This window comes from Thioalkalivibrio sp. ALE10 (assembly GCF_000381385.1).
In the GTDB taxonomy this organism is placed as follows: domain Bacteria; phylum Pseudomonadota; class Gammaproteobacteria; order Ectothiorhodospirales; family Ectothiorhodospiraceae; genus Thioalkalivibrio.
Genome location: NZ_KB906452.1, coordinates 46,416 through 63,036, shown reverse-complemented (window position 1 = coordinate 63,036; position 16,621 = coordinate 46,416). Strand labels below are relative to the sequence as shown.

The following is a 16,621-nucleotide window of genomic DNA, read 5'->3' as shown; positions in this document are numbered from 1 at the left end:
CTGGATGCTGTTCGCGATACTCTCAATCTTCGTGGTGGCGGCGCTGGCGCCCGTGGTGCATCGGGCCACCGGGCGCCACAGCGGCTGGGTGCTGGCGCTGCTGCCGGCGGCCCTGTTCGTCTACTTCGCGAGTTTTCTGCCCGCGGTTGCGGCGGGCGAGAGCGTACGCCTGGCCTGGCAGTGGATGCCCGGGCTGGATGTCCAGTTCTCCTTCCTGATCGACGGCCTGTCGCTGATGTTCGCGCTGCTGATCGCGGGCATCGGCGTGTTCGTGGTCAGCTACGCCGGGCGCTACCTCGAGGCGCACCGCGACCTCGGGCGCTTCTACGTGCTGATCCTGTCGTTCATGGGCTCCATGCTGGGGCTGGTGCTGGCCGACAACATCATCCTGATGTTCATCTTCTGGGAGCTGACCAGCATCACCTCCTACCTGCTGATCGGCTTCAACCATGAGCAGCTGAAGGCGCGCAAGGCCGCGCTGCAGGGCCTGATCGTGACGGTGGGCGGCGGTCTGGCGCTGCTCGCCGGTCTGGTGCTGCTGGGCGTGGCCTCCGGGTCCTGGGAGCTCTCGGAGATCCTGGCCGGCGAGGATTCGCTGCACGAGCATGCGCTGTACCTGCCGCTGGTGATCCTGATCCTGCTGGGCACCTTCACCAAGTCGGCCCAGTTCCCGTTCCATTTCTGGCTGCCCAACGCGATGGCCGCGCCCACGCCGGTCTCGGCCTACCTGCACTCGGCCACCATGGTGAAGGCGGGGGTCTATCTGATGGCGCGCCTGAACCCGGAGCTGGGCGGCACCGAACTGTGGACCTGGACGCTGGGCCTGTTCGGCGCGGTGACCATGTTCACCGGCGCCTGGATGGCCATCCAGAGCACCGAGATCAAGAAGCTGCTGGCCTATTCCACGGTGATGGCGCTGGGCACGCTGACCATGCTGATCGGCATCGGGACGCCGTATGCCGCGATGGCCGGCGCGACCTTCCTGCTGGCGCATTCGCTGTACAAGGGCGCGCTGTTCATGCTCGCCGGTTCCATCGACCACGGCACCGGCGAGAAGGAAGTCCCGAACATGGGCGGGCTGCGCCGCGCGATGCCACTGACCGCGGCGTTCTCGGTGATCGCCGCGCTGTCGCTGGCCGGGCTGCCGCCACTGTTCGGCTTCGTCGGCAAGGAACTGATGCTGGAGGCGGCCCTGGGTGCGCCGGACGCGCTGGCCGTGGTCCTGCCGCTGCTGGCGCTGGCCTCGGCCATCCTGGTGGTGGCGGTGGCGGCGATCGTCGGGCTGCGGCCGTTCTTCGGCAAGCGGCCGGATTATTCGCGCACCCCGCATGAATCGCCGGGCGCGATGCTGGCCGGGCCGGCGGTACTGTCCGTGCTGGGGCTGATCCTCGGTCTGTTCCCGGCGCTGGCGCAGCCGCTGGTGGCGGCCACCGCGATGTCCATCCACGGGGCCGATACCGGGATGGAGCTCAAGCTGTGGCACGGCATCAATCTGCCGCTGGGCATGTCGCTGCTGAGTCTGGCCGCGGGTCTGGTGATCTATCGCTTCTGGGATTCGGTGCGTGCCGGCATCGGACGCATCATGGTGCCGGCCGGGCGCATCGCGCCGGAGCGCGGATACGAACGCTTCATGGACGGACTGGTGTGGTTCTCGGCGTTCCAGACCCGGGTCCTGCAGAACGGCTACCTGCGCACCTACGTGATGGTCACCATGCTGACCACGGTGGCGCTGGTGGTGGGCACGTTTGCGGCCCTGGGCGGCTTCGAGATCTCGGTGCGCTTCGACGACATCCTGATCCACGAGTGGGTGATCGTCGCCCTGGTGGCTCTGGCGGCGATGTTCGTGGCCACCACGAATTCGCGGCTGGCCGCGGTGGCCTCGCTGGGCATCGTGGGCTTCGGCGTGGCGCTGATCTACGTGTTTTTCAGCGCGCCGGATCTGGGGATCACCCAGGTCCTGGTCGAGACCCTGACCGTGATCCTGCTGGTGCTGGTGCTGTTCCGCCTGCCGGGCTTCCTGAAGTTTTCCAATCCGCTCACGCGGGTGCGTGACGTGATCGCCTCGCTGGCGGTGGGCGTGACCATGACCGCGGTGCTGATGGCCACGCTGGGCGTGCAGTACTTCCCGGCGATCTCCGAATACCACATCGCCGAGTCCGAGCCGTCGGCCTACGGGCGCAACATCGTCAACGTGATCCTGGTCGACTTCCGCGCCCTGGATACCCTGGGCGAGCTGTTCGTGCTCGCGCTGGCAGCGGTGGGCGTGTACGCGATGATCAAGTTCCGTGCGGAGGACCGCAAGTCATGATGGCCGGCTCGCTCATCCTGCAGACGGGGACGCGGCTGCTGCTGCCACTGCTGCTGCTGTTCTCGGTGTTCCTGCTGCTGCGCGGCCATGACGAGCCGGGCGGCGGGTTCATCGCCGGTCTGGTGGCGGCGATGGCCTTCGCGCTGTACATGTTCGCCTTCGATGTCTACAAGGCGCGCGCCATCCTGCGCATCGACCCGCGCAACATGCTGGGGATCGGTCTGCTGCTGGCGACCGTGTCGGGAGTGCCCGCGCTGTTGCAGGGGCGTGCCTATCTGACCTCGCTGTGGTGGGACGTGGAGGTCCCGCTGTTCGGCGAGCTCAAGCTCTCCACCCCGCTGGTGTTCGACATCGGCGTGTACCTCGTGGTGATCGGCACCGTGCTGACCATCGTCCTGGCCCTGGCGGAGGCGGAAGAATGACTGCGGAACCCCTGCTCGCGATCCTGGTGGGCGTACTGTTCGCCACGGCCACCTACCTGATGCTGCGGCGCAGCCTGGTCAAGCTGGTGATCGGCCTGATCCTGCTGTCCAATGCCGCCAACCTGCTCATCTTCGCTACCTCGGGCCTGACCCGCGGCGCGCCGCCCCTGATCCCCGAAGGCATGCTTACGCCCGAGGGTGCGGTGGCCGACCCGCTGCCGCAGGCCCTGATCCTCACCGCGATCGTCATCAGCTTCGGCGTGCTCGCCTTTGCGGTGGTGCTGATCCATCGCGCCTACGAGGTGGTGGGCGCGGATGACCTGGACGAAATGAAGGATACGGACACGTGAGGATCGAGGTCGCCCTTCCGGTCATCATCCCCCTGTTCTTCGGGGCGCTCGCGCTGGCCTTCTGGCAGTGGCGCGGGGTGCAGCGCGTGGTCGGCGTGGTCGGTGGCCTCTCGCTGACCGCCGCCGGGATCTGGTTGCTGGTGGCGGTGTGGAACGAAGGCGTGCTGGCCATGCACATGGGGAGCTGGCAGGCGCCGTTCGGCATCGTGCTGGCGGCCGACCTGCTGAGTGCGACCATGGTCCTGCTGACCGGCGTGATGGGGCTGATCGTCGCGCTGTATTCGCTGGTCTCGATGACCCCGGATCACGAGCGCTTCGGCTACCACCCGCTGCTGCAGCTGCTGCTCGCCGGGGTGGCCGGGGCCTTCCTTACCGGGGACATCTTCAACCTGTACGTGTGGATCGAGGTCCTGCTGGTCGCGTCGTTCGCGCTGCTGATCCTCGGCGGCGAGCGCGCGCAGATGGAGGGGGCGATCAAGTACGTCACCCTCAACCTGGTGTCGTCGCTGATCCTGCTGGCCGCGGTGGGTCTGACCTACGGCCTGTTCGGCACCCTGAACATGGCGGAGCTGGCGGCCTACATGGGCGAGGCCGAGAACACCGGTCTGGTGACCGTGGTGGGCGTGCTGTTCATGGTCGCCTTCGCGATCAAGGCCGCGGCATTCCCGCTGTTCTTCTGGCTGCCGGCCTCCTACCACACCCCGCCGGTGGCGATCTCGGCGATCTTCGCCGCGCTGCTGACCAAGGTCGGGGTGTACGCGCTGATCCGCTTCTTCACCCTGATGTTCACCGAGGCCCCGGAGGTCACCCAGAACATCCTGCTGTGGGGCTCCGGCTTCACCATGCTGGTGGGCGTGCTGGGCGCGGCGGCGCAGTTCGAGTTCCGCCGCATCCTGGCCTTCCACAGCGTCAGCCAGATCGGCTACATCATCATGGGCCTGGCCCTGCATACCCCGCTGGCGCTGGCCGGTTCGCTGCTGTTCATCCTCCATCACAGCATCGTCAAGACCAACCTGTTCCTGATCAGCGGGATCTCCTATTTCGCCCGTGGCACCCACGAGCTGAAGGATCTTGGCGGGCTGTACCGCACGCACCCCGGACTGTCGGTGCTGTTCCTGATCTCGGCGCTGTCGCTGGCCGGGCTGCCGCCGCTGTCCGGGTTTCTGGTCAAGCTGATGCTGGTGCGCGCGGGTCTGGAGATCGAGGCCTACTGGATCGTGGCGATCGCGCTGATCACCGGCCTGCTGACGTTCTACTCCATGGTCAAGATCTGGGCCGAGGCGTTCTGGAAGGCCGACCCGCGCGGCGAGCAGGCCCCGGCGAACGGGCCGGCCTGGCCCGAGCGCGGGGGGCTGTGGCTGCTGTATGCGCCGGTGGCCGCCCTGGCCGGGCTGGCGGTGCTGATGGGCGTGGCGGCCGAGCCGTTCCTGCAGCTGGCCATGGCCGCCGGTGAGCAGATGCTGGACGTGGATGCCTATGTTGAGGCGATTCTGGGGGGCGACGCGCAATGAACCTGCTCGCACTCAACCTCCTGCTGGCCCTGGCCTGGATGATGCTCACGGGCAGCTTCACCGCGACCAGCCTGCTCTCCGGTCTGGTGTTCAGCTACATGGCCCTGTGGGTCGCGTTCAACCGCAAGGCGGATCACAGCAGCTTCTTCTGGAAGGTGCCGAAGGTGATCTCCTTCATCGCGTTCTTCATCTATGATCTGATCAAGGCCAACCTGGTGGTGGCCTGGGACGTCCTGACGCCCACCCATTTGATGAAGCCCGGTGTGATCGCGTTCCCGCTGCGGGCCCATACCGATGCGCAGATCACCGTGCTGGCCAACCTGATCTCGGTGACCCCGGGCACGCTGAGTCTGGATGTCTCCACCGATCGCAAGGTGCTGTATATCCATGCGATGTACCTGCAGGACGAGGACAAGCTGCGGCAGGAACTGCGGGACATGGAAAGCCGCGTGATGGAGTTGATCGACTGATGCCGATTCTCGACTGGGCCGTGAACGCGACCTTCGTGATCCTCAGCCTGGCGCTGGTGATCATCTTCATACGCCTGATCAAGGGCCCCAGCCTGCCGGACCGGGTCGTGGCGCTGGAGCTGATCGCCTCGCTGACGGTGGGGTTCATCGCCACGCATGCGGTGGCGACGGGGGCGGCCAACTTCCTCGACGTGGCCGTGGTGCTGGCGCTGACCGCGTTCCTCGCCGCGGTGGGCTTCGCGCGGTATCTGGAGAAGGGAGGTTACCGCAGTGATGATTGAGTGGATCACCGCCTTCCTTTTGTTGCTGGGCTCGCTGCTGATGCTGCTGGCGGCGCTGGGCGCGCTGCGCATGCCCGACCTGCTGACCCGTATGCATGCGACCACCAAGGCCGGCGCCCTTGGGGGCGGCACCATGGTGGTGGCGGCCGCGGTGTTCTTCGATGACGGCGCCGTCACCGCCCGCGCGCTGGCGATCGTGGTGTTCATCATCCTGACTGCCCCGGTGGCCGCGCACCTGATCGGCCGCGCCGGCTATTTCGTCGGCATCCCGCTTTGGGAGGGGACCCTCAAGGACGAACTGAAGGATCGCTACGATCCCGAGACCCACACCCTCGCTTCGGAGGACAAGCCGGAGGACAGGAAATCCTCTGCCCCCGCCGAAGAACGCGACCGCGGCTGACCGATCCCTTGGGGTCCGGTCACGACCGGCCCATCCCGTACCCCCGCGCCGCGCGCACAAAAAAGCCGGGGCCCGCAGGCCCCGGCAAGTTCACGCTTCACGTACGAAGGGGTGTCCGGAGAGACGCCCGGGATCAGGCCGCGTGGGTCTCCTTCGCCTCGCGCGCGGCCTTCGCTTCTTCGGGATCGTAGGCCGCCCCGGACCACAGCATTTCGTAGGCGATTTCCTCGTTGCCGTTCTCGCACAGCTCCAGCACTTCCTGGAACAGGGGCTGGAAGGTCTCGCTGCGATGGGAGGCCTCGTGTTCCTCCATCGTGCGCCAGAAGGTGATGATCAGCGCTTCCTTGTCCTTCATCGGGCTTTCCACGGCCTGACCGATGGTGGAACCCTCGTTGGAGACCGCACCGGAGTTCAGGGCCACGAAGCCGCCGACGAAGCCGGTGTCCGAGTGATAGGTCTTCACGTTCTCGCACAGCACGGCCACGCGTTCCTGCAGGTCGTCGATGCTGTATTCCGGCTTCAGGATGACCCGGTTGATGGTCACCACGCCGTCCGGCGGAAAGTTCTGGATCAGGTTGCTCATAACGACCTCCTCAGTTTGCGGAAGATGCCCTCGGGCATTGTCGCTTCATTCAGCGGATCAGCATGTGCTGAATGAATTGTTGACCAATCTACTCAGGAAATGGCTTTACGCAACAAAGGCACACGGACCGAAGGGCATGCGACGGTCGGGGTTGTCTCGGGTGTCCGGCCCGAGATATCGTGCATTCCAACGAATATTGGAATGTAGAGTGTCCCGCGATGGACGAACGCGAACTGAAGGACGTGCTGTACGAACAGGTGGCGCGGATCACGCGCGCCGCGGCCAGCCCCAAGCGCCTGGAGCTGATCGAGGTGCTGGTGCAGGGCGAGAAGACCGTCGAGCAGCTGGCAGCGGACACCGATATCAGCGTCAAGCTGGCCAGTGCCCACCTCAAGGCCCTGCGCGAGGCCCGCCTGGTGGAGGCCCGTCGCGCCGGGCGTCATGTCCACTATCGTCTCGCCAACCGCCACGTCGCGGACTTCTGGGTCATGCTGCGCACCCTCGCGGAGGAGCGCCTGCTGGAGCTGCAGGCGGCCACCCGCGAGCTGACCGAGTGTGCCGACGAGCTGGCCCCGGTCGCCGGTCCGGAGCTGCTGGAACAGGCCCGGCGCGGCGACGTGGTGGTGCTGGACGTGCGCCCCGGGGTCGAGTACGCCGCCGGGCATCTCCCCTGTGCGCGTTCCATCCCGCTGCAGGAGCTGAATCAGCGCCTGCAGGAACTGCCGGCCGACCGCCCGGTGGTCGCCTACTGCCGCGGCCCCTACTGCCTGATGGCGAAAGAGGCCGTCGCCCTGCTGCGCGAGCACGGGATCGCCGCGCAACGCGTGGAGGAGGGCGTGGCCGAATGGCGCCACGCAGGCCTGCCGCTGGCCGACGAGCCGGACTGACTCGGCCGAGGCCCCGGCTGCGAGATAACGCATTTCCAGAGGAAACCGGAACATGGACAAGCACAAGGCCGCCGAGGCCTACGATCACATCACGCACGGGATCCGCGAGAACCTCGGGCAGTTCAGCCAGCAGCTGATCCAGGTGTTCTTCGTCGGCCTGACCATCGGGATGATGCGCACGGTCATCCCGGCGCTGGCGGAGGACGAGTTCGGCGTTGCCGAGGGCTCGTTCATGCTGCTGACGGCTTTCGTGGTGGCCTTCGGGATCGTGAAGGGCGCGCTCAATTTCGTCGCCGGCCGGCTGTCCGAGCGCATGGGCCGCAAGAATGTCCTGTTGCTGGGCTGGCTGTCCGCCATCCCGATCCCGTTCATGATCCTGTACGCCCCGACCTGGGGCTGGATCGTCGCCGCCACGGTGCTGCTGGGCGTGAACCAGGGTCTGGCCTGGTCGATGACGCAGACCGCCAAGATGGACATCACCCGGGCGAACGAGCGCGGCTTCACCATGGGCATAAACGAGTTCTCCGGCTATGTCGGCGTGGCCGTCGCCGGCATCGTCACCGGGTACATGGCGTCCGCCCTCGGTCCGCGCGTCGGCCTGCTGGTCTTCGGCCTGGTGGTGATCGCGCCGGCGATCGTGATGACCTTCCTGCTGGTGCGCGAGACCCTCGACTGGGCGAAGGCCGAGGGGGCCCGCCATGCGGCCGGTCGCAACGACGGGCCGGTGGCGCGCTATCCGCAGAACATCCCCGACGCCCCCACGACCTGGCAGGTGTTCACCCTGATGTCCTGGCGCGACCGGCGCATGGCGGCGTTCAGTCAGGCCGGGCTGGTGGAGAAGTTCGTGGACGCGCTGGTGTGGGTCTTCTATCCGGTGTTCCTGTACCAGCAGGGCCTCGGTCTGGCGGCGATCGGCTGGATCGTCGGCATCTACGGCTTCGTCTGGGGCGGCTCGCAGTTCTTTACCGGCCGTCTGTCCGATCATATCGGTCGCATGAAACCCATCGTCTGGGGCATGTGGATCTGTGGCGCCGGGGTCGGGCTGACCCTGCTCGGTTCCGGGATCATCTGGTGGTCGTTCGCCGCGGTGGTCACCGGCTTCGGCATGGCCCTGCTGTATCCCAACCTGAGTGCGGCGGTCGCGGACATCGCACATCCCAACTGGCGCGGATCGGCGATCGGGACCTACCGCTTCTGGCGCGACCTGGGCTACGGCATCGGCGCGCTGGGGCTGGGCATCGTCGCGCACCTGGGCGGCTCGGTGGAATGGGGCTTCTGGTTCGTGGTGATCGCGATGTTCCTGTCCGGGGCCCTGGTCTGGTGGTGGGGCGAGGAGACCCATCCGCGCCTGAACCCGGCCTGAGCGCAGGGATGTTCGCGACGATTCTCCCGGTCGCTCGTACGGAGTCGTTGGCGCCGGGGGCAGGCCACCCGTACACTGCCTCGGCATGAGCGAATCCGATCCGATGGCCCGGCTGCGTGCGATCATGGCGCAGCTGCGCGACCCCGAGTACGGCTGCGCCTGGGACCGTGCGCAGACCGCCGCCAGCATCGTCCCGCATACCCTCGAAGAGGCCTATGAGCTGGCCGACGCCGTGGCGCGGGACGCCGGCGACGCGGCCGCCACCGCCGAGCTGCGCGAAGAACTGGGCGACCTGCTGTTTCAGGTGGTTTTCCAGGCGCGCATCGCCGAGGAAGCCGGGCGCTTCGATCTGGATGATGTCGCCCGCGGGATCGCCGACAAGCTGGTGCGGCGCCATCCGCACGTGTTCGCCGGCCACGCCTTCGTCGACGATGCCGAACGCGAGGCGGCCTGGGAGGCCGACAAGGCCGCCTCCCGCGAGCAGCGGGGCCATGCCAGCGCGATGGACGACATCCCGCTGGCGCTGCCGGCGCTGGCCCGCGCGGTCAAGACCCAGCGGCGGGCCGCGCGTGACGGTTTCGACTGGGACGATGCCGGACCGGTGGTCGACAAGATCCATGAAGAGATGGCCGAGGTGAACGAGGCCGTCGCCGCCGGCGCCGATCCGGACGCGGTGGCCGAGGAGGTCGGCGACGTGCTGTTCGCGGTGTCCAACTGGGCGCGCCACCTGGGCGTGGACCCCGAGGGCGCGCTGCGCGGCAGTACCCGCAAGTTCGAGGCCCGCTACCGGCGCATGGAGGCCCTGGCCGAAGCCCGCGGGCAGTCGCTGTCCGCGCTCGATTTCGCCCAGCAGGAGACCCTGTATCAGCAGGCCCGTCGCCAGCTCCGCGGCGATCCCGAATCAACCCCCCCGAATAATCCCTGAAAAGCCGGGCATCCGTCCCGAGATAAAGGAACCCGCATGGAACACGGCCTTGATTCATTGCCCGATCACTTCATGCCCGCGCGCATCGAGCGCATCGAGCAGGTGACCCCGCTGATCCGCAGCTTCACCCTGGCGGCGGATCCGCAGCGCTTCGTGTCGCGCGCCGGCCAGTGGCTGGACCTGGTGATCCCGCAGGGCGATGCCAAACCCTTCGTCGGCGGCTATTCGGTGGTCTCCGCGCCGCGCGATGACGGCCGCCTGGAGCTGGCCATCAAGTATGCCGATCACCATGCGGCCACCCATCACCTGCATACCGCGGCGCGCGAGGGCGACACCGTCTACATCACGCCGGGGCAGGGGGACTTCTTCTTCGAGCGCGGCATGGCCGACAACGTGGTGCTGCTGGGGGCCGGCATCGGGGTGACCCCGCTGTTCAGCATCCTGCGCTATGTGCACCAGTCGGCCCCCGATGTGAATGCGCACCTGGTCTACAGCGTGGCGCGTCAGGACGAGGTGCTCTTCCCCGAGGAGCTGGAGCGCCTGGCGCAGGCCGACAACATCGACGTGACCCTGACCGTAACCCGCGAGGCGGAGGACTGGCTGGGGCATACCGGGCGGATCTCGCATTCGTTGCTGGAGTCGCTGGAGCTGCCGCGCGCCGCGCTGTTCTATTTCTGCGGCTCGCGCGAGTTCATCGAGGATATGGCCACGCTCCTTGGCGAGTGGGGCATCCCCGAGGCGCAGCTCAAATACGAGAAGTGGTGGTAGGGCGTCAGGCGTCGCTGTCGAGACGCAGCGACAGGTCCACCGCCCGCAGGTGCTTGGTCAGCGCCCCCACCGAGATGTAGTCCACCCCCGAGTCGGCGACTTCCAGCAGGGTCGCGGCCGAGACCCCGCCGGAGGCCTCGGAAATCGCACGCCCGCGGATGCGCCGCACTGCCTCGGCGCGATCCGCGGATTCCAGCTCGTCCAGCATGATCACGTCGGCCCCGGCGGCCAGCGCCTGGTCGACCTCCTCCAGATTTTCGGTCTCCACCTCGACCCAGCGCCCGGCGCCCAGCGTGCGCGCCTGCTGCACCGCGGCGGCGATGGAGCCGCAGGCGGCGATGTGGTTTTCCTTGATCAGCACCGCGTCCCACAGGCCCAGGCGGTGGTTGTGGCCGCCGCCGATGCGCACCGCGTACTTCTGCGCGTGGCGCAGGCCGGGGAGGGTCTTGCGGGTGTCGAGGATGCGCGCATGGTGGTCCTGCAGGCGCGCCACCCAGCGGGCGGTCTCGGTCGCGGTGCCGGACAGGGTCTGCAGCAGGTTGAGGGCGGCGCGCTCGCCGGCCAGCAGCGCGCGGGCCGGGCCCTCGATGCGGGCGATCCGGGTCTCGGCCGCGCAGGCCTCGCCCTCGGCGACCGCCCATTCGATGCGCAGGTTCGGGTCCAGCCGGGCGAGCACGCGTTCCGCCCAGGGCTGGCCGCAGAGGACGGCATCCTCGCGCAGCCACAGCGAGGCGCGCGCATGCCGCCCGGCCGGGACCAGCGCCGCGGTCACGTCGGCTGCGATGCCGCCGGGCCCGAGGTCCTCCTCCAGCGCGGCGGCCACCTCGCGCTCCAGCGCGGCGGGGTCGGGTTCGGCGGGGCCGCGGACGAACGGGTCGCGGGGCTTTTCAAGGTGCAGGGTCATTGCGGGTCTTCCGTTGCCGGGTGGCTGCGGACCACTGTCAGATCGACGTGGCCGCTTGCCAGGCGGGCGGAAACCGCGTCTCCGCGGGTCACGTCGGCGGCATCCCGCAGCAGTCCGCCGTCCTCGGTGGACAGGATGGCGTAGCCGCGGCGCAGTACCGCGGTGGGATCCAGCGAGTGCAGCTGGCGCCGGCTCGCCTCGAACTGGCGCCGGCGTGCATCCAGCTGGCGCTGCGCCGCGCTGCGCAGGCGCTGATCCAGGCGGTGGAGGCGTTCGCGCCGGGTCGCCAGATCGCGGTCGGGGCGTACCTGCTGCAGCCGCTGGCGCCGGTGGTCCAGACGCAGGCGGGCGTGGTTCAGTCGCGCCCCGGGAGAGGCCCCGGCGAGGCGCAGGCGGGCGCGCTGCAGGCGCTGTTCCGCGCGTTCCAGACGCAGCCGCCCGGCGCGTTGCAGGCGTTCGCGCTGCTCGTCCAGGCGCTGGAGGTTGCGTTCCAGGATCTGCCGCGGATGGCGCCGCTGCAGGCGGCCGGCGAGCCCTTCCAGGCGTGCGCGATCCTCGTGGATGCGACGCGCCAGCCGCTGTTCCAGGCGTGCGCGCAGTTGGTTGAGCTGCTGGCGCAGGGCGGGGCCGTCGGGGCTGACCGCCTCGGCCGCCGCGGTGGGGGTGGAGGCGCGCAGGTCGGCGACGAAATCGGCGATGGTGACGTCGCTTTCGTGGCCCACGCCGGTCACTACGGGGATCGGACAGTCCGCGATCGCGCGCGCCACGCTCTCCTCGTTGAAGGCCTGCAGGTCCTCCAGCGAACCGCCGCCGCGTGCCAGCAGGAGCACGTCCACCGCGCGTTCCTCGCCGGCACGCTGCAGTGCGGCGACGATCTGTTCGGCCGCCGCGGCGCCCTGGACCGCAACGGGATACAGCGTGACCGGCAGCAGCAGCGGGAAGCGCCGCGCCAGGGTGCGTTCGATGTCGTGGCGGACATCGCCCTGGGCCGAGGTGATTACGCCCAGGCGATGGGTCCGCGCCGGCAGCGGCCGCTTGCGCGCGGGGTCGAACAGGCCCTCGGCTTCGAGCTGCTTCTTCAGCCGCTGGAAGGCGGCCAGCAGCCGGCCCTCGCCGGCCGGCTCCAGCCGCTCGACCACGATCTGGAACTGCCCGCGGGCGGGGTAGATGCCCGCGCGCCCGCCCACCTGCACCGCGTCGCCGTCCGCGAAGGGCGCCGCGCGCCGGGCGTTGCCGCGAAACAGCACGCAGTTGACGCTGGCGTTCTCGTCCTTCAGCGAGAAGTACTGGTGGCCCGACGGGTAGCGGCGCAGGTTGGAGACCTCGCCCTCGACCCGCACCGAGCCCAGCCCGTCGCGCAGCAGTCCGTCCGCGCACTGGTTCAGCTGGGCCACGGTCAGGACCGCGGCGGAATCATTCATTCGCCGCCTCCGAACACGCGTTCCAGAAGTTCGGTGCCGCGGCCGACCGGGTCGGCGCGCAGCGCCGCCTCTTCCTTCGCCAAAGTGTCGAACAGACCGGACATCGCGTAGCCCAGTACGTGGTCCACCGGATCGAAGGCGATGTCGGCGACGAACGGGATGTCCTCGACCTCGGACAGCAGGTCGTTGTAGGCACTGATGGCACCGGATTCGCGCAGGGCCTCGTCGATGACCGGCTCCATGCGCGCGGCCAGCGGGTCGCTCATGCGGGTCTCGAAGTGGCGGGTGGCGGCATCGTCGGGGCCCTGGATGATCTCGCGGGCCTCGTCCAGGGTCAGGTCCTCGATGGCGTCCAGGAACAGCTCGCGGGCCTGCGGGGCGGCATCCTCGGCGGCCCGGTTCATGCGTTCGTGCAGGTCGTCGACCGGGCCCGCCGCACCGAAGCGGTCGAGGGTGTCGCGCGTGGACTGCACCAGTCCGGGCAGCGGGATGCGCACCTCCGGGTTCCCCCAGAAGCCGTTGTGGCGCGCCAGTTGGCCGGTGGCGTTGCGGGTGGCGATGGACAGCGCCTCGCGCAGGGCGTCGATGCGCTCGTCCTGGCTGAGAGCGCTGCCATTGTCGCCCCCGGTCAGGCTTCCCAGGGCCTCGCGGCCGCGTTCCCACCAGTCGGCGCCGGCGGGTGCGGCGGCCAGCAGGGCGGTTGCCGGCAGGAGGCGGAACAAGAACCGGCGGCGGCCGGCAAGACGGGATGTCGATGACATGTCTGGACCCTTCGGAATGCGGAGATACAAGGGTAACTTCGCAGCGCCGCGGATGCGACGCACGTGCCCGATCCGCCTTTACCCGTCAAGCCCCGGATTCTATACTGTCCGGCTCTTTCCTCCCGGTCCCCGGGCCCTGTCTGGAGTGGTGCATGCGGATACTCGGTGAAGCCCTGACCTTCGATGACGTTCTGCTGATTCCCGGGCACTCGAACGTCATCCCGCGCGACGTCGACATCTCCACCCGGATCAGCCGCGGGATCACGCTCAGCGCGCCGCTGGTCTCCGCGGCCATGGATACGGTGACCGAGGCCAGCCTGGCGATCGCCATGGCGCAGGAGGGCGGCATCGGCATTGTCCACAAGAACATGCCGGCCGAGGCCCAGGCCCGCGAGGTCTGGCAGGTCAAGAAATACGAAAGCGGGGTGATCAGCGAGCCGATCACCGTGGGGCCCGACGCTTCCATTGGCGACGTGGTGCGGCTGACCCGGGACAGCCACATCTCCGGCGTGCCGGTGGTGGACGGCAACGATCTGCGCGGCATCGTGACCTCGCGCGATCTGCGCTTCGAGACCCGCATGGAGGCCCCGGTCTCCGAGATCATGACCCCGCGCGACCGGCTGGTCACCGTGCGCGAGGGTGCCGGGCGCGAAGAAATCCTCGGTCTGCTGCACAAGCACCGCATCGAGAAGGTGCTGGTGGTCAACGACGCCTTCGAGCTGCGCGGCATGATCACCGTGAAGGATATCCAGAAGTCCACCGAACACCCGTATGCCAGCAAGGACGAGCGCGGCCGCCTGCGCGTGGGCGCTGCGGTGGGCGTGGGCGAGGGCACCGACGAGCGCGTCGCCGCGCTGGTCGAGGCCGGCGTGGACCTGATCGTGGTGGATACCGCTCACGGTCACTCGCAGGGGGTGCTGGATCGCGTCGCCTGGGTGAAGAAGCACTACCCGGACGTGCAGGTGGTGGGCGGCAACATCGCGACCGCCGATGCAGCGAAGGACCTGGTGGCCGCCGGCGCCGACGGGGTGAAGGTCGGTATCGGCCCGGGCTCGATCTGCACCACCCGCGTGGTGGCCGGGGTCGGCGTGCCGCAGATCACCGCGATCTCCGAGGTGGCCGGGGCCCTGGAAGGGACCGACGTGCCGCTGATCGCCGATGGCGGCGTGCGCTTCTCCGGCGATCTTGCCAAGGCGGTGGCCGCCGGTGCCCATTGCGTGATGCTGGGCTCGATGTTCGCCGGCACCGAGGAGGCGCCGGGCGAGGTCGAGCTCTACCAGGGGCGCTCCTACAAGATCTACCGCGGCATGGGCTCGCTGGGTGCGATGCAGCAGGGCTCCTCCGACCGCTACTTCCAGGACCCGAACGCCCCGGCCGACAAGTTCGTGCCCGAGGGTATCGAGGGCCGCGTGCCGTACAAGGGCTCGATCGTCGCCATCATCTATCAGCTGATGGGCGGCCTGCGCTCCTCGATGGGCTACGTGGGCGCGCAGAACATCGCCGAAATGCGCAGCAAGCCACAGTTCGTGCGCGTGACGGCCGCCGGCATGCGCGAGAGCCACGTGCACGACGTGGCGATCACCAAGGAAGCCCCGAACTATCGCATGGACTGATTCGGCCCGCCGGCCGGATCCCCGACACAGACCCCGGCCGCCCGGCCGGGGCAGTGGATGACCTCATGACCCAGGATCTGCACGCCCACCGCATTCTGGTACTGGACTTCGGTTCCCAGTACACCCAGCTGATCGCCCGCCGCGTCCGCGAGGCCGGAGTCTATTCCGAGGTCCATGCCTGGGACATGCCGGCGGAGGACATCCGTGCGTTCGCGCCCACCGGCATCATCCTTTCGGGCGGACCGGAGTCGGTGAACGTCGAGGCACCACCGCGTGCCGAGGACGTGGTGTTCGAGCTGGGCGCGCCGGTGCTGGGCATCTGCTACGGCATGCAGACCATGGCCGCACAGCTGGGCGGACGCGTCGAACCCTCCGAACGCCGCGAGTTCGGCTATGCCCAGGTGCGCGCCCGCGGCCATACCCCGCTGCTCCGCAATATCGAGGACCACACCACGCCCGAGGGCTACGGGATGCTCGACGTGTGGATGTCGCACGGCGACCACGTGACCGAGCTGCCGGAGGGCTTTCGTCTGATGGCCTCCACCGACTCCGCGCCGATCGCCGGCATGGCCGACCCGGACCGCGGCTTCTACGGCGTGCAGTTCCACCCCGAGGTCACGCATACCACCCAGGGGCAGCGGATCCTCGAACGTTTCATCTACGAGATCTGCGGCTGCGAGGCGCTGTGGACCGCCGACAACATCATCGAGGACATGGCCGCGCGGGTTCGCGAGCAGGTCGGCGACCAGCGCGTGGTGCTGGGCCTGTCCGGCGGGGTGGATTCCTCGGTGGTGGGCGCGCTGCTGCACAAGGCGATCGGCGACCAGCTCACCTGCGTGTTCGTGGACACCGGCCTGCTGCGCGAGGGCGAGGGCGACCAGGTGATGGCGACCTTCGCCCGCCATCTGGGCGTGAACGTGATCCGGGTGGATGCCGAAGACCGCTTCATGAGCGCGCTGGCCGGCATCGAGGACCCCGAGGCCAAGCGCAAGGTGATCGGCGGGCTGTTCATCGACGTGTTCGACGAGGAGGCCGGCAAGCTGGAAAACGTGAAGTGGCTGGCCCAGGGCACGATCTACCCCGACGTGATCGAGTCGGCCGACTCCAAGACCGGCAAGGCCCATGTGATCAAGTCGCACCACAACGTGGGCGGCCTGCCGGAGAACATGAAACTCGGTCTGGTCGAGCCGCTGCGCGAGCTGTTCAAGGACGAGGTGCGCAAGATCGGTGTCGAACTGGGCCTGCCCACCGAAATGGTCTACCGCCACCCGTTCCCGGGGCCCGGCCTGGGCGTGCGCATCCTCGGTGAGGTGAAGAAGGAATACGCCGATCTGCTGCGTCGGGCGGATGCGATCTTCATCGAGGAACTGCGCAAGGCCGATCTGTACGACCGGACCTCGCAGGCGTTCGCGGTGTTCCTGCCGGTCAAGTCGGTGGGGGTGATGGGCGACGGCCGGCGCTACGACTACGTGGTCGCGCTGCGCGCGGTGGAGACCATCGACTTCATGACCGCCCGCTGGGCGCATCTGCCGTACGACTTCCTCGACCACGTCTCGCGCCGCATCATCAACGAGATCCCCGGCATCTCGCGCGTGACCTACGACATCTCCGGCAAGCCCCCCGCCACCATCGAGTGGGAGTGAGTCCCGCCCCC

At 68.4% G+C, this 16,621-nt stretch carries 17 protein-coding genes; 13 read left to right on the top strand and 4 right to left on the bottom strand.

Going from position 1 to position 16,621, the window contains the following annotated elements; translation table 11 throughout:
- The first annotated feature begins 4 nt into the window (after nucleotides 1-4).
- Genes F788_RS0106745 through mnhG form a run of 7 tightly spaced genes read left to right on the top strand, consistent with a single transcriptional unit; the run spans nucleotide 5 to nucleotide 5,742 of the window.
- Nucleotides 5-2,308 (top strand): putative monovalent cation/H+ antiporter subunit A, encoded by a 2,304-nt coding sequence (locus F788_RS0106745; protein WP_019589688.1) that lies wholly within the window; start codon nucleotides 5-7, stop codon nucleotides 2,306-2,308.
- Complete coding sequence (locus tag F788_RS0106740; protein WP_018946994.1) at nucleotides 2,305-2,730, top strand: Na+/H+ antiporter subunit B; 426 nt, start codon at nucleotides 2,305-2,307, stop codon at nucleotides 2,728-2,730. Before F788_RS0106745 ends, F788_RS0106740 begins: the two co-directional genes overlap by 4 nt.
- Nucleotides 2,727-3,080 carry a Na+/H+ antiporter subunit C gene (locus F788_RS0106735; RefSeq protein ID WP_018936755.1) on the top strand — a complete coding sequence of 118 codons (354 nt, stop codon included), beginning with the start codon at nucleotides 2,727-2,729 and terminating at the stop codon, nucleotides 3,078-3,080. Before F788_RS0106740 ends, F788_RS0106735 begins: the two co-directional genes overlap by 4 nt.
- The gene (locus F788_RS0106730; RefSeq protein ID WP_019021897.1) at nucleotides 3,077-4,591 is read left to right on the top strand and encodes a Na+/H+ antiporter subunit D; all 1,515 of its coding nucleotides are present in this window, start codon (nucleotides 3,077-3,079) and stop codon (nucleotides 4,589-4,591) included. Before F788_RS0106735 ends, F788_RS0106730 begins: the two co-directional genes overlap by 4 nt.
- Nucleotides 4,588-5,061 carry a Na+/H+ antiporter subunit E gene (locus F788_RS0106725; RefSeq protein WP_018870185.1) on the top strand — a complete coding sequence of 158 codons (474 nt, stop codon included), beginning with the start codon at nucleotides 4,588-4,590 and terminating at the stop codon, nucleotides 5,059-5,061. The genes F788_RS0106730 and F788_RS0106725 overlap by 4 nt, the downstream gene beginning before the upstream one ends.
- Nucleotides 5,061-5,342, top strand: a complete 282-nt coding sequence (locus F788_RS0106720) for a monovalent cation/H+ antiporter complex subunit F (RefSeq protein ID WP_019589687.1) — start codon at nucleotides 5,061-5,063, stop codon at nucleotides 5,340-5,342. Before F788_RS0106725 ends, F788_RS0106720 begins: the two co-directional genes overlap by 1 nt.
- Nucleotides 5,335-5,742: a monovalent cation/H(+) antiporter subunit G gene (mnhG, locus tag F788_RS0106715; protein ID WP_019589686.1), complete on the top strand. Its 408-nt coding sequence runs from the start codon at nucleotides 5,335-5,337 to the stop codon at nucleotides 5,740-5,742. Before F788_RS0106720 ends, mnhG begins: the two co-directional genes overlap by 8 nt.
- A gap of 133 nt (nucleotides 5,743-5,875) precedes the next feature.
- On the opposite strand, the gene F788_RS0106710 is transcribed toward mnhG, so the two are convergent.
- Complete coding sequence (locus F788_RS0106710) at nucleotides 5,876-6,325, bottom strand: hypothetical protein (RefSeq protein ID WP_018870182.1); 450 nt, start codon at nucleotides 6,323-6,325, stop codon at nucleotides 5,876-5,878.
- A gap of 218 nt (nucleotides 6,326-6,543) precedes the next feature.
- On the opposite strand from F788_RS0106710, the gene F788_RS0106705 reads away from it, so the two are divergent.
- The 4 genes from F788_RS0106705 (at nucleotide 6,544) to F788_RS0106690 (ending at nucleotide 10,268) form a co-directional block, all read left to right on the top strand.
- Complete coding sequence (locus tag F788_RS0106705) at nucleotides 6,544-7,212, top strand: metalloregulator ArsR/SmtB family transcription factor (protein WP_019589685.1); 669 nt, start codon at nucleotides 6,544-6,546, stop codon at nucleotides 7,210-7,212.
- A gap of 52 nt (nucleotides 7,213-7,264) precedes the next feature.
- Nucleotides 7,265-8,575, top strand: a complete 1,311-nt coding sequence (locus tag F788_RS0106700; RefSeq protein ID WP_019589684.1) for an MFS transporter — start codon at nucleotides 7,265-7,267, stop codon at nucleotides 8,573-8,575.
- A gap of 85 nt (nucleotides 8,576-8,660) precedes the next feature.
- Nucleotides 8,661-9,500 (top strand): nucleoside triphosphate pyrophosphohydrolase, encoded by an 840-nt coding sequence (mazG, locus tag F788_RS0106695; RefSeq protein ID WP_019589683.1) that lies wholly within the window; start codon nucleotides 8,661-8,663, stop codon nucleotides 9,498-9,500.
- 36 nt (nucleotides 9,501-9,536) lie between these two features.
- Nucleotides 9,537-10,268, top strand: a complete 732-nt coding sequence (locus tag F788_RS0106690; protein WP_019589682.1) for a ferredoxin--NADP reductase — start codon at nucleotides 9,537-9,539, stop codon at nucleotides 10,266-10,268.
- A gap of 4 nt (nucleotides 10,269-10,272) precedes the next feature.
- Here the strand turns inward: F788_RS0106690 and nadC are convergent, their stop codons facing one another.
- From nadC to F788_RS0106675, 3 genes are read right to left on the bottom strand one after another with little or no spacing between them, the layout of a single operon-like run.
- Entirely contained in the window at nucleotides 10,273-11,172 is a 900-nt protein-coding gene (nadC, locus tag F788_RS0106685) for a carboxylating nicotinate-nucleotide diphosphorylase (RefSeq protein ID WP_019589681.1), read from the bottom strand.
- Nucleotides 11,169-12,593, bottom strand: coding sequence for an exodeoxyribonuclease VII large subunit (gene xseA, locus F788_RS0106680; protein WP_019589680.1), 1,425 nt, complete (start codon nucleotides 12,591-12,593; stop codon nucleotides 11,169-11,171). Before xseA ends, nadC begins: the two co-directional genes overlap by 4 nt.
- Nucleotides 12,590-13,354, bottom strand: coding sequence for a DUF4197 domain-containing protein (locus F788_RS0106675; RefSeq protein WP_019589679.1), 765 nt, complete (start codon nucleotides 13,352-13,354; stop codon nucleotides 12,590-12,592). Before F788_RS0106675 ends, xseA begins: the two co-directional genes overlap by 4 nt.
- Before the next feature lie 152 nt (nucleotides 13,355-13,506).
- On the opposite strand from F788_RS0106675, the gene guaB reads away from it, so the two are divergent.
- Both guaB and guaA read left to right on the top strand, forming a co-directional pair.
- A complete protein-coding gene (gene guaB / locus F788_RS0106670) occupies nucleotides 13,507-14,967 on the top strand; it encodes an IMP dehydrogenase (RefSeq protein ID WP_019569751.1) in 1,461 nt (486 codons plus the stop codon).
- A 65-nt stretch (nucleotides 14,968-15,032) separates the two neighbouring features.
- Nucleotides 15,033-16,610 carry a glutamine-hydrolyzing GMP synthase gene (guaA, locus tag F788_RS0106665; RefSeq protein WP_019589678.1) on the top strand — a complete coding sequence of 526 codons (1,578 nt, stop codon included), beginning with the start codon at nucleotides 15,033-15,035 and terminating at the stop codon, nucleotides 16,608-16,610.
- Nucleotides 16,611-16,621: the final 11 nt, after the last annotated feature.